Here is an 11,918-nt window from a genome sequence, read left to right on the forward strand (position 1 = left end):
CCCCCACGCGCGTGCTCGCCGTCATCCCGCCGATGACGCAGCTGAACACGCCCTATCCGTCCACCGCGTACCTCACGGGCTTTCTGCGCTCGCGCGGCATCACCGCGTTCCAGGAAGACCTGGCGCTGGCCCTGGTGCTGCGGCTTCTGTCGCCCGACGGCCTGAAGGACGTGGCGGCGCGCGTGGCGGCCCTACCTGCCAAGCAGCGCAGCCCGGCCGTGCAGTCGTTTGCCGCGCAGCAGGACCGCTACCTGGCCACCATCGGCCCGGCCATTGCCTTTTTGCAAGGCCGCGACAGCACGCTGGCGCACCGCATCGCCGGGCGGCACTACCTGCCCGAGGGGCCGCGCTTTGCGACGCTGGACGTGTACGTGGACGACGAAGGCGGCGACCCGCTGGGCTGGGCGTTCGGTGCGCTGGGACTGCACGACAAGGCCAAGCACCTGGCCACGCTGTACCTGAACGACCTGGCCGATGTGCTGCGCGACGCGGTGGACGAGCGCTTCGAGTTCGTGCGCTACGCCGAGTCGCTCGCGGGCAGCCAGCCCACGTTCGACCCGCTGGCCACGGCGCTGGCCGCACCGCCCACGCTGGTGGATGACCTGCTGGTGCAGCTTACGCACGAGGCCATCGAGCGCCACCAGCCCACGGTGGTGCTGCTGTCGGTACCGTTTCCAGGGTCCGTGTACGCGGCGTTTCGCATCGCGCAGGCCGTCAAGGCCCGCTGGCCGCACATCGCCACGGTGCTGGGCGGCGGCTTTGTGAACACCGAGCTGCGCGAGCTGGCCGACCCGCGTGTGTTCGACCATATCGACTTCGTGACGCTGGACGCGGGCGAGCGCCCGCTGCTCGCACTGCTGGAGCACCTGCAGGGCCAGCGCGGCCGCCAGCGCCTGGTGCGCACCTTCGTGCGCAACGACGGCGAGGGCGGCGATGGCGCGGTGCAGTACATCAACATGATGGAAGCCGACGTGGCCTTCGCCGAAGTGGGCACGCCCACCTGGGACGGCCTGCCGCTCGACCGTTATCTGTCGCTGCTGGACATGCTCAACCCCATGCACCGGCTGTGGAGCGACGGGCGCTGGAACAAGCTCACCGTGGCGCACGGCTGCTACTGGAAGAAGTGCAGCTTCTGCGATGTGAGCCTGGACTACATCAGCCGCTACGAGGGCGCGAGCGCCGAGGTGCTGGCCGACCGCATCGAGGCCATCGTCCGCGAGACGGGGCAGACGGGCTTTCACTTCGTGGACGAAGCCGCGCCGCCGAAGGCCCTGAAAGCCCTGTCGACCGAGCTGATCGCGCGCAACGCCGGCATCAGCTGGTGGGGCAATGTGCGGTTCGAGAAAACCTTCACGCCCGACCTGGCCGAGCTCATGGCTGACAGCGGCTGCATCGCGATATCGGGCGGGCTTGAAGTCGCATCCGACCGGCTGCTGCAGCTGATGAAAAAAGGCGTGTCGGTGGATCAGGTGGCGCGGGTGACCAAGGCCTTCACCGACGCAGGCATCCTGGTGCATGCGTACCTGATGTACGGCTTTCCGACGCAGACCGTGCAGGACACGGTGGACGCGCTCGAATACGTGCGCCAGCTGTTCGCCAACGGCTGCATCCAGAGCGGGTTCTTCCACCGCTTTGCGTGCACAGTGCACTCACCCGTCGGCAAGAACCCCGAGGAGTACGGCGTGACGCTGGCACCGTTGCCACCGGGCGACTTTGCGAAGAACGACGTGGCCTTCATCGACCCCACGGGCGTGGACCACGATGCGCTGGGCGCGGGCCTCAAGAAGGCGATCTACAACTACATGCACGGCATCGGGGTGGAAGAGGACGTGCGCATGTGGTTCCCGTTCAAGGTGCCCAAGACGACGGTGCGGCGGGATCGGATCGAGCGGGCGCTGCGGGAGCGGGGCTAAATCAGGTTCAGGGGCTTGCGGTGTGGGTCCGCCAACAACCGCAGCTCTGACAGATGCAGGGCTTCGTTCAGCCGGCCGCTACTGTTGAGCGTGTCCCGCATGGCCTGCCAGCCAGCATCGGTCTCTGCGATGGCGGCTTGCCTGCCGTCCGCCAGCGTGCCCAGCAGAACCCAGGTTTCACCGATCAAGGCGTCGTGCGAGAGCAGATCGAGCCGAACCAGTTGGGGCATGAGCTCAGACGACAGAGGTAGCATTGTTGGGCTGGCAACAACACCTGCGCGCGTGCGGCGCCGCGCCATGGCGTCGAGAAAATAACGGTTTATCCGGTCAACCCAGCCCATAGCCCCACGCCCATTCCATTCGGGTTCGAGAATCAAAGGTCGTCGCGTCCACTGCTTCAAAAATCTACCAAGCAGCTTGGTTTCTTTGCCCGTGGAATCCGGATGGCAGGGCAAGGCGTTCAAAGCCGTCAGGTGCACACCGACTAGAAAAATGATCACACGATACGCTTTGCCACTGGCCGTTTTGACACTGCTGGTTGCCGTTTTCTACAACAGCATTTTCAGCGGTATCAGCTCGATAGACATCGGCTCTTTCCAAACGGAAAGTCCGGCCACGTGCCAGCCGTCGGACATTAATCTTGACCCTGCGCGCATCGAGAATTTCTTCCGCCGTGCGGCAGTCGTGAGCAGCCGCGCCATCCACGACGAGCATGACCTCGCACCTTGCTACGTTCAAGGCACGCTGGTTCAGTCGCTGCAGCAGTGCCGCTGGACGATCAGACCGGGGGGAATCGGCACACTGACGTGCGGTACGGATTTCAAGTTCCTGGTGTGCACGCAGTGCGACAGCGACAAGCAGCAGGAATAACCCAAGCGCCACCCCCAGCGCTACAGCCACCATCCAAGCCACCAAGCGGCAGGTTGCACCCCTGCACACAAGGCAGTGCATTGGTCAATTAACGATAAAAACCGGCCCTACCGCTCGTCTGTACTGCGCTAGCAGCTATTTAATTTGTAGCACCTCAGCGTCAGGCTCTCACTTCTGCTTTTGATACGCGTTGTGCGCAGGCACCCCGCGGTCCGTGTCCTGCAGCCCGCGTTTGACGTCCTTGTACGCCTGCTCGATCTCCGGATGGCGTTCGCCGTCGGTCATGTCGGTGGCTTGGTCGCGTTCGTGGGGCAGGCGGGCCTCCGGGCCACCCAGGTCTTCAGGGCCGCTTCCGGGCTGCTCTGTCGGGTTGGTGGTGTTCGTGCGGCGCTCGGTGCGGGCCGGCACGGGGGCGGATGGGGTGACGTCTTTTTCTTGGCTAGGGGATTGGGCCATGGAGCCTCCGGATACTGGTGGGCGTCGCGCTGCGACGGGGCGGCCTGAGAGGCCGATGCACCATGCTATGCAGCGCAATCGCGCGCCCATGTAGGCGGGTGCGCCCACCCGGCGCGGGGCGGTGACCGATCTGCGGCCCGCGCGGCATGCGACACTACTGTATGTCTCAACAGGTGTGGGCCGCGCAGGCCCTTGAATCGTTCGATGCGGTGGTGCAGGCCACCCCGGGTTTTCGCAGCCGCACCGGCCAGCGGCGCATGGCCGAGCAGGTGGCGCACACATTCAGCTCTGCCACGCTGGGCAAGGTGGACAGCGAAGACGGCGACGCCGCCGCGCCCACGCGCGCCATCGCGGTGATCCAGGCCGGCACGGGCGTGGGCAAGTCGCTGGCCTACTGCGCCCCCGCCATTGCACTGGCGCTGTCGCGCGGCACGCGGGTGCTGATCTCCACCGCCACCGTGGCGCTGCAGGAGCAGTTGGTCAACAAGGACCTGCCCGCGCTGGCCGCGCTCATGCCCCAGCCCTTCAAGTTCGCGCTGGCCAAGGGGCGCGGGCGCTATGTGTGCAAGCTCAAGCTCGACCGCCTGGCGGGCACGGGCGAGGCCGAGGACGAATCCGACGACGACGACGATCTGTTTGCCGAAGAAGAAGCCGCCGCCCGCGCCAAGCGCCCGCGGCAGGAGACCGAGGCGCGCATCCAGTTCTACGGTGCCATGGCGCAGACCCTGGCCAAGGGCGCGTGGGACGGCGACCGCGACAGCCTGGAGACCCCGCCCGAGCCCGAGGTGTGGAGCCCCGTGGCGGCCGAGGGCGCATCGTGCACCGGCAAGCACTGCCCCGCCTTCAGCCAGTGCACCTACTACGACAAGCGCAAGGAGCTGGTGGGCGCACAAGTCATCGTGGCCAACCACGACCTGCTGCTGTCGTCCCTGGGCGCGCGCGTGCTGCCCGAGCTGGACAACTGCCTGCTGGTGCTGGACGAGGCCCACCACCTGCCCGCCACAGCGCTGCAGCAGTTCGCGTGCAGCATGGACATGTCGCGCCTGACCTGGATCGACCGCCTCTCCAGCCGGGGCCTGCGCATCGGTGCGCTGCTGGAGGTCGAAGAGATTGCCGACATCCCGCGCCACGCGGCGCAGCTGCGCCAGACGCTGCAGGACCTGGCGCGCATCGTGATGGACGTGTACGGCGCGGCGCTCAAGAGCCAGAAGGACACCTGGGGCCCGGCGCGCGTGCGGGTGCCGCGCGGCGAGCTGCCCGAGCCGCTCATCGCACCGCTGGGCCTGCTGGCCGCCAGCGCCGACGGGTTTCTCGAGGCCCTGCGCGCCATCAGCAAGGCCCTGCGGGCCGAGATGCGCGACAAGCCGGAAGAGGCCAAGCGCCTGTCCACGCTGTACGCGCAGATCGGCATGCTCGCGCCGCGGCTGGAAGAGCTGCACGCCACCGCGCAGCTGCTGCTGCAGGATGCTCCGCCGGGCGCCGACCGCAGCTTCGTGCCGGCCGCCAAGTGGTTCACGCTGGAGGTCGACGGCGACTTCATCGTGGTCAAGGGGCACGCCAGCCCCATCCTGCCGGGCACCACTCTGCGCAACCACCTGTGGAACGCGGTGCGCGGCGCGGTGCTCACGTCGGCCACGCTCAACAGCTGCGGCAATTTCGACTTCTTCCTGCGCGAAGCGGGCCTGCACGGCGACGAGACCACGACCACGCTGGAGGTGCCGAGCCCCTTCAACTACGCCGCGCAGGGCACGCTGATCGCGGCCGAGACGCGCGCCGACCCCAAGAACGCCGCGCAGTTCACGGCCGAGATGGTCGATGCGCTGCTGCACGACATCGCCCGCGTGGAATACGGCGCGCTGGTGCTGTTCACCTCGCGCGAACAGATGCGCCAGGCCGTGGATGCGCTGCCCACCGCCATGCGCAGCGTGGTGCTGGTGCAGAACGCGCTGCCGCGTACGCAGCTGCTCAAGCGCCACCGCGAGCGGGTGGAGAACGGCGAGCCCTCGGTCATCTTCGGCATGCAGTCCTTCGGTGAAGGGCTGGATTTGCCCGGGCGGCTGTGCGAGTCGGTGTTCATCACCAAGCTGCCGTTCGCCCCGCCCGACGACCCCGTGGGCGAAGCCCGCGCCGAATGGCTGCGCGCCGTGGGGCGCGACCCGTTCAGCGAACTGGTGGTGCCCGCCACCGCCATCCGCCTGGCGCAATGGGTGGGACGCGCCATCCGCACCGAAGACGACCAGGCCCACGTGTACTGCTACGACAAGCGCCTGATGCGCACGAGCTACGGCCAGCGCCTGCTCAAGGGCCTGCCGCCCTTTGCACTGCAGCAGCGTGCGCCGCTGTAGCGCCAATAGCCCCGACGACCATCCACCGATTCCCTGACCTGACACCCCGATGCCCCACACCACCCCCGCCTGCCCCCAATGCGGCCAGGAGAATACCTACCCCGACGCCAGCCTGTACGTGTGCCCCGACTGCGGGCTGGAGTGGCCCCAGGCCGCTGCAGCCGCCGACGAAGAGGCTGCGGACGCGGGCGACGCCACCGTGCGCGATGCCAACGGCAACCCCCTGGCCGACGGTGATGCGGTGATCCTGGTGAAGGACCTCAAGGTCAAGGGCTCGTCATCGACGCTCAAGAAGGGCACCAAGATCAAGAGCATCCGCCTGGTGGACGGCGCCGACGGCCACAACGTGGACTGCAAGACGGACCTGGGCAGCATGCTGCTGAAGTCCGAGTTTCTGAAGAAGGCGTGAGCCCCTGTGCAACGCAGCACCGCGGCAGTGAAGGTGGTGGAGGGCGACCTGCTGGACCAGCACGCCGACGTGATCGTCAACGCCTGGAACCGCAACATCATCCCGTGGTGGTTGCTGCTGCCGCAGGGCGTCTCGGGCGCGATCAAGCGGCGGGCCGGGTACCAGCCGTTTCGCGAGCTGGCCCGCCATGGCCCCATACCGCTGGGCGGTGCCGTGCTGACGGGGGCAGGCCGGCTGCCCCACCAGGGCATCATCCACGTGGCGGGTATCAGCCTGTGGTGGGTGTCGTCGCAGCGCTCCATCCAGCAGTCCGTGCTGACGGCCATGGCGTTGGTTCAGCAGCATGGCTTCGGGTCGGTGGCGTTTCCGATCATCGGCGGCGGGACCGGCGGCACCCGCGCAGACCAGGCGCTGCAGTGGATGCTGCAGAGTCTTGAGAGCGTGGATTACGCGGCTGCAGTGACCATCGTGAAGTACACCGCGCGGCGCTGACGCGGGGCTGCGGCGCATGTCAGACAAGCGCCCACGCACAGGCGGGCAGGCAGACGACGCCGGGCACACGCCAACGGGCCGACAGTCGCTTCATACCTCATCGCACTGGAGCCCTTTCATGCCTAGCAACAGCACACCCGCCCACGACACCCTGTGGAAACTCATCAAGGACATCCGCTTCGGGATGCTCACCCACCGCACCGCGTCGGGCATGCTGCACGCACACCCGCTCACCACGCAGAACCGCAGCATCGATGAGCACAACGAGCTGTACTTCTTCATCTCCAAGTCCGGCGAGCTGTACGAGCGCCTGCTGACCGATGGCGAAGTCAACGTGTCGTACGCCGACCCGGGCGATGACAGCTATGTCTCGCTGTCGGGCCAGGCCCGCTTCATCGATGACCTGGCGCAAAAGGAAGCGCTGTGGTCGCCCATGGCCAAGGCCTGGTTTCCGGGCGGCTACAACGATGCCGACCTGGCCCTGCTGGCCGTGCGCATCCGCCACGCCGAGTACTGGGACGTCAAGGAAAGCAAGATGGTCCAGCTGTTCAAGATGGCCAAGGCGGCCGTCACCGGCGAGCCCCCGCGCGAGCTGGGCGAGCACAAGGAACTGACCCTGTCCTGATCCGCAGGCGCTGCCGCACCGCCGGCGCGCCACCTCTGCACACCCACATCCAGCACCAACACCCAGGAGGCTTTATGAGCAGCAAGGAAAACCGCCGTGACGATGGCGACATGAGTACCGACGCCGATCGCACCATCCAGGACAACGAAGGCTCCGGCAAGGTCGCCCAGGCCCACAACAGCACCGGCGACAAACCCGCCACGCAGCTGAACCAGGGCCGCCGCTCCCCCGAGAGCCGCCACGACCGCGACGCCCACATCGGCAGCGGCAACCAGGTGCAGTCGCGCCGGGGTGCCGCAGGCAGCACCGGTGGCGGCGGCAGCCGCGGCGCGGGCTGAGGCGGCGCCGAGCAGCGCTCCACATCGGGGTTTCCATGACCCGCTACGAAAAGAGCCTACGGGCTCTTTTTTATTTGGGGACGAGCACTTGAAAAGATGTCGAAGCCATCCAATTGACATCCATACACCATCCAAAAAACATCCATATGGATGGTAAATCAACAACCGAGAGTACCATGGCATCCACCCCACCTGCACCCGTGGCCGTGCGCGGCAAAGTCCCCGATTCGGAAAAAATCACCATCAACCTGGGGTTCGTGGACCTGGGCCACATCGACCTGCTGGTGTCCGAAGGCTTTTATGCCAACCGCACGGACTTCATCCGCACCGCCATCCGCAACCAGCTGACCGCCCAGGGCGACGCCGTGCGGCAGGTGGTGGCCCGCAAGATGCTTGTGCTCGGTCTGCAGCGATTCGGCCGCGCCGAGCTGGAAGCCGTGCAGGCGGCAGGGCAGGTGCTGGAGATCCGCGTGCTGGGCCTTGTCAGCATCGATAACGACGTACCCGCCCCGCTGGCGGAGGCCACCATCGCCTCCGTCACGGTGCTGGGGGCCTTTCATGCCAGCACCGCCGTCAAGGCGGCGCTGGCCGGGCGCATCCACTGACGGCAGCGCCGCCCACCCCACAACCCCAAGGAACCCCGATGGACTGGAACCACAAACTCAAGCAACTGATGGGTGAAGCCACCCAGCTGGTGCGCACCGGCCATCTGGCGGATGCCACCCGGGCCATTCAACAGGCGCTGGGCCAACCAGCGACGGCGCCTGCCGCGGCGCAAGGCACCCCCGGCACACCGAATGCCCCCGCCCCCAGCACCACCGCGGGGCAGCCGCCAGCGCCCGGTGCCAGCTTTCGCACCGCCACGCCGTGGCGCACCGGCGTGGCGCAGGATGTGGAAGACGCCGTGGTCATCGAGCGAGAGACCCGCCCCGGCGAGGGCCGCGCCGCCACCGACCACACAGGCCGCCAGAGCGCGAGCACCGGGCAAGCCAGCCCAGCCAGCGCTCCATCCACTGCGCACTTTGCAACGCCCTCGGGCCCCTCAAAGGCTGGACCGGCGCGCAACTCCGCCAGCGCCGAGGCACCGGGCAGCTTCACCCGCGTGGCCTTCAGCCACCCCGGCGCGCCGCACAACCTGCACCACTACCACCTGTACGTGCCGCCCGGCGCGGCCACCGGCACGCCCATGCCCCTGGTGCTGATGCTGCATGGCTGCACGCAAAACCCCACGGACTTTGCCACCGGCACCGGCATGAACCACGCTGCCGCACCCGCCCACGCACTGGTGCTGTACCCCGCGCAGCCGAACAGCGCCAACCCCAACGGCTGCTGGAACTGGTTCCGCCCCGAAGACCAGCGCCGCGGCAGCGGCGAGCCCGCACTGCTGGTGGCCATGGTGCGCGACGTGATGGCACGCCACCCGGTGGACGCGGCGCGTGTTTACGTCGCGGGCCTGTCGGCCGGCGGCGCCATGGCCGCCTTGCTGGGCCGCGAGTACCCCGACGTGTTCGCCGCCGTGGGCGTGCACTCGGGCCTCTCGGCCGGCGCAGCACACAACGTGATGGGCGCACTGTCGGCCATGAAGACGGGCGCCAAGCCCAACCCCCGCGGCACCGCGGCGGCAGCACCGGGCCAGCCGGTCACACCGGTGATCGTCTTCCATGGCGATGCCGACCCCACGGTCAGTGCGCGCAATGGCGAGCAGGTGGTGCAAGCCGCACTGGGCGCCGTGGCTGGCGGTGCGGCGGCGTTGGACACCAGCGTGCAGCCAGGCCGGTCTGCCAGCGGGCAGGGCTACACGCGCACCGTGCACCGCCGCCGTGCGACGACCAGGGATGGCGCAGGGGGTACCGGCGCAGTGATCGCAGAGCACTGGGTGCTGCACGGCGCGGGCCACGCCTGGGCCGGCGGCAAAGCGCAGGGCAGCCACACCGACCCGCGCGGGGTGGATGCCACGGGCGAGATGCTGCGGTTCTTTCTGGAGCAGCGGCTCGCGCCCCAGGGTTGACACCGGGGCACATGCCCCGGGTGCGAGAGCCCGCGCCGCGTCTTGGCGACGGGCTGCAGCTGCCTCAATAGGTCACGGTGATGTTGGCATTCCGGGCGCCGACCCTGACATGCTCGGATTCCAGATCACTCTTGAGAACGTTCTTGGTTGCGCCAGCAAGGACGGTGAATGGATTGCCATAACCGGCTGATCCCTTGATGGCGCTGCTGTAGTTGCCGGAGCCGGCTGGATGCTGGTAGTCCACATGCACGCTGGCCTGGGCGACAGGGGCGGCAATGCGCATGCCGGTGGAATTGCCAAGATCGATCTCCCGAGTGGAATCTTGGGCGATGTTGACGGTAATAGGCATAGAGGATCTCCTGAAAGTTGAGGAAAGCCCGGCGACGTGCCAGGCCCGGAGAGCCAATGTAGGCAGGCGAGATCGGAATGGCGATGACAAGCGATTACACGGCGCCACGCCGGGCCCAGCACAAAGCCGCACTCCAGACATCCGGGGGTTAGGCACAAAGCACGCATGGGCTGGCGGAACGTGTAGCCAGCACGGGGGGCACAATCCTTCCTTTTCGCCTCCACCCCCATGCCCCCCATCGCCGTCATCGACTTTGAAACCACCGGCGTCTCGCCCGGCCAGGGTGCACGCGCGACCGAAGTCGCCATCGTGCTGCTGGAAAAAGGCCAGGTGGTGGACCGGTTTCAGAGCCTGATGAAGACGGGCGCGTGGATTCCGGCGTTCATCACGCAACTGACCGGCATCACCAACGCCATGGTGAACGCGGCGCCCGATGCCGCAGGCGTCATGGCCGACGCGGCGCGTTTTGTGGGCGACGCGCCCATGGTGGCGCACAACGCGTCGTTCGACAGCAAGTTCTGGCAGGCAGAATTGGCACTCGCTGGCGTTGCCGCACCGCACCCGTTCGCCTGCACCGTGCTGCTGTCGCGCCGCCTGTATCCCCAGGCGCCCAGCCACAAGCTCGGGACGCTGGTGGACTACCACGGCCTGCCGCGCACCGGCCACGCCCACCGGGCGCTGGCCGATGCCGAGATGGCCGCCGCGCTGCTGGCGCGCATCCAGCACGACCTGCGCACCCAGTGGCGCGTGGCCGAACCAGGCCATGCGCTGCTGATGGCGTTGCAGCGCTGTGCGAAGCCGGGCATAGGAAAACTGCTGGCGCAGCATGGCGAGAGTGCGCCTACCGCGCTGCAGGCCGTGCCGCCCACGTGATCGTTCCGCCAACGCTGGTCAATCAGAGCGGCCGTGCGCCCTTGCACGGCGCTTGCGGGCCCAGACCATGATGCCGGTCACGCTGAGCATGGCGACCACGACACCCACCAAGCCCACGGCAATGCGGTAGGCCAGGCCCCCGATTTCTCCGGTATGCAACACGCGCAGCCAGGCCGATACCTGGTCGCCTCCCAGTCCCCGGCCCTCGAAGTTCGTGAGCAGCACCGCCCCGGTGTCCCCGTCGATCCAGAGATCGGAGCGGCCCACTTCGTCGCGCAGGTCCCAGCTAGTGCGTGTGCGGTACAGGTAGGCACCCTGGGCGGGCCGGTACCACAGGCTGTCCTCACGCAGCACCTGGAACCCCTGGCTCGATGCCAGCGACTGCAGGCTGTCGCGCGCGCGGGCATGCGCCACGCGCCAGTCCAGCCCGGGCTCCCACCGCGGCGAAGGCAGGCGGGGCGGCCGCTGCCGCGCTTCGTCCTGGAAAGAAAAAGCGGTCGACATCACCGGGCGGTAGACAGCCTCGCGCAGGTTGAGCATGACACTGGACCAGGCGAACACGAGCAATGCAACCCACAGCCACAAGCCGAATGCACGGTGCAGGTCCAGTGTGAAGCGGTAGGCGGAGGCACCGCGCTTGATGCCCCATGCCGGACGCCATTTGCGCAGAAATGGCTGGCCCCGAGGCAAGGTCAGCCACAGGCCTGTGAAGCAGTCGAGCGTCCACACGAGCGCGACGGCGCCCATGAACCACTTGCCCCACGGATGCGGCAGGGCCAATGCCTCGTGCAGGCGCCAGACGAAGGGCACGAGGTTTTCGGCGTGCCATCGGCCTTCGGACCACAACACGCCCCATTGCCGGTCGCCCAGTACCGCTCCGGTGTACGGGTCGACAAAAACCTGATCCCGCGTGGGCACGATGGGATCGCCCGAGATGGCGTGGGGCCGCGGCATGAGGAAGAACATCAGCGAGTGACCCGGCTGCGGAAAGCCCAGGTAGTCTGCCCGTGCCGCGGGGTAACGCTGCTGCAGCTGCTCGCGCAGCACGAACGGGTCCTGCAGGCTGCGAACCGTGTCTGAACCGTGCGGCACTGCGACCTGAAACAGCTGCGGGTTGAGCAGGGCCTCGAGCTCGTTCTTGAAAGCGAGCACGCTGCCCGTAAGGCCCGCCGCAGCGAGAAACAACGCCGTTGCCAAGCCTGCCCAGCGGTGCAGCCGCCCAGCCAGGACGCGCACTCCA

14 protein-coding genes are annotated in these 11,918 nt (G+C 67.7%); 10 read left to right on the forward strand and 4 right to left on the reverse strand.

Going from position 1 to position 11,918, the window contains the following annotated elements:
- The first annotated feature begins 32 nt into the window (after positions 1–32).
- Positions 33–1,913: a radical SAM protein gene (locus tag ACIGHN_RS09495; protein WP_056411601.1), complete on the forward strand. Its 1,881-nt coding sequence runs from the start codon at positions 33–35 to the stop codon at positions 1,911–1,913.
- Here ACIGHN_RS09495 and ACIGHN_RS09500 read toward each other — a convergent pair.
- On the reverse strand, positions 1,910–2,377 hold the full coding sequence (locus ACIGHN_RS09500; RefSeq protein WP_396504166.1) for a hypothetical protein: 468 nt from the start codon (positions 2,375–2,377) through the stop codon (positions 1,910–1,912). The genes ACIGHN_RS09495 and ACIGHN_RS09500 overlap by 4 nt on opposite strands.
- A gap of 28 nt (positions 2,378–2,405) precedes the next feature.
- On the opposite strand from ACIGHN_RS09500, the gene ACIGHN_RS09505 reads away from it, so the two are divergent.
- Positions 2,406–2,783: a hypothetical protein gene (locus ACIGHN_RS09505; protein WP_396504167.1), complete on the forward strand. Its 378-nt coding sequence runs from the start codon at positions 2,406–2,408 to the stop codon at positions 2,781–2,783.
- Positions 2,784–2,951: 168 nt separating this feature from the next.
- Here ACIGHN_RS09505 and ACIGHN_RS09510 read toward each other — a convergent pair whose 3' ends face one another.
- Positions 2,952–3,239 (reverse strand): hypothetical protein, encoded by a 288-nt coding sequence (locus ACIGHN_RS09510; RefSeq protein WP_396504168.1) that lies wholly within the window; start codon positions 3,237–3,239, stop codon positions 2,952–2,954.
- 161 nt (positions 3,240–3,400) lie between these two features.
- Here ACIGHN_RS09510 and dinG point away from each other — a divergent pair, with 161 nt between their 5' ends.
- The 7 genes from dinG to ACIGHN_RS09545 all read left to right on the forward strand — a co-directional run bounded on the left by dinG (position 3,401) and on the right by ACIGHN_RS09545 (position 9,456).
- Complete coding sequence (dinG, locus tag ACIGHN_RS09515; protein ID WP_396504169.1) at positions 3,401–5,584, forward strand: ATP-dependent DNA helicase DinG; 2,184 nt, start codon at positions 3,401–3,403, stop codon at positions 5,582–5,584.
- Between the two features lie 49 nt (positions 5,585–5,633).
- Positions 5,634–5,993 (forward strand): zinc ribbon domain-containing protein YjdM, encoded by a 360-nt coding sequence (locus ACIGHN_RS09520; protein WP_396504170.1) that lies wholly within the window; start codon positions 5,634–5,636, stop codon positions 5,991–5,993.
- A 6-nt stretch (positions 5,994–5,999) separates the two neighbouring features.
- A complete protein-coding gene (locus ACIGHN_RS09525) occupies positions 6,000–6,485 on the forward strand; it encodes a macro domain-containing protein (RefSeq protein ID WP_396504171.1) in 486 nt (161 codons plus the stop codon).
- A gap of 118 nt (positions 6,486–6,603) precedes the next feature.
- Positions 6,604–7,110, forward strand: coding sequence for a pyridoxamine 5'-phosphate oxidase family protein (locus ACIGHN_RS09530; protein ID WP_056410764.1), 507 nt, complete (start codon positions 6,604–6,606; stop codon positions 7,108–7,110).
- Positions 7,111–7,184: 74 nt separating this feature from the next.
- Complete coding sequence (locus ACIGHN_RS09535) at positions 7,185–7,448, forward strand: hypothetical protein (RefSeq protein WP_396504172.1); 264 nt, start codon at positions 7,185–7,187, stop codon at positions 7,446–7,448.
- A 176-nt stretch (positions 7,449–7,624) separates the two neighbouring features.
- On the forward strand, positions 7,625–8,053 hold the full coding sequence (locus ACIGHN_RS09540; protein WP_056171770.1) for a hypothetical protein: 429 nt from the start codon (positions 7,625–7,627) through the stop codon (positions 8,051–8,053).
- Between the two features lie 38 nt (positions 8,054–8,091).
- Complete coding sequence (locus ACIGHN_RS09545) at positions 8,092–9,456, forward strand: PHB depolymerase family esterase (RefSeq protein WP_396504173.1); 1,365 nt, start codon at positions 8,092–8,094, stop codon at positions 9,454–9,456.
- Positions 9,457–9,520: 64 nt separating this feature from the next.
- Here the strand turns inward: ACIGHN_RS09545 and ACIGHN_RS09550 are convergent, their stop codons facing one another.
- The gene (locus ACIGHN_RS09550) at positions 9,521–9,805 is read right to left on the reverse strand and encodes a hypothetical protein (protein WP_396504174.1); all 285 of its coding nucleotides are present in this window, start codon (positions 9,803–9,805) and stop codon (positions 9,521–9,523) included.
- Positions 9,806–10,033: 228 nt separating this feature from the next.
- On the opposite strand from ACIGHN_RS09550, the gene ACIGHN_RS09555 reads away from it, so the two are divergent.
- On the forward strand, positions 10,034–10,678 hold the full coding sequence (locus ACIGHN_RS09555; protein ID WP_396504175.1) for a PolC-type DNA polymerase III: 645 nt from the start codon (positions 10,034–10,036) through the stop codon (positions 10,676–10,678).
- 18 nt (positions 10,679–10,696) lie between these two features.
- Here the strand turns inward: ACIGHN_RS09555 and ACIGHN_RS09560 are convergent, their stop codons facing one another.
- A complete protein-coding gene (locus ACIGHN_RS09560) occupies positions 10,697–11,914 on the reverse strand; it encodes a PepSY-associated TM helix domain-containing protein (protein WP_396504176.1) in 1,218 nt (405 codons plus the stop codon).
- Between the last annotated feature and the right edge of the window lie 4 nt (positions 11,915–11,918).

This window comes from Acidovorax sp. NPDC077693, assembly GCF_044542805.1.
Lineage (GTDB): Bacteria > Pseudomonadota > Gammaproteobacteria > Burkholderiales > Burkholderiaceae_C > Acidovorax.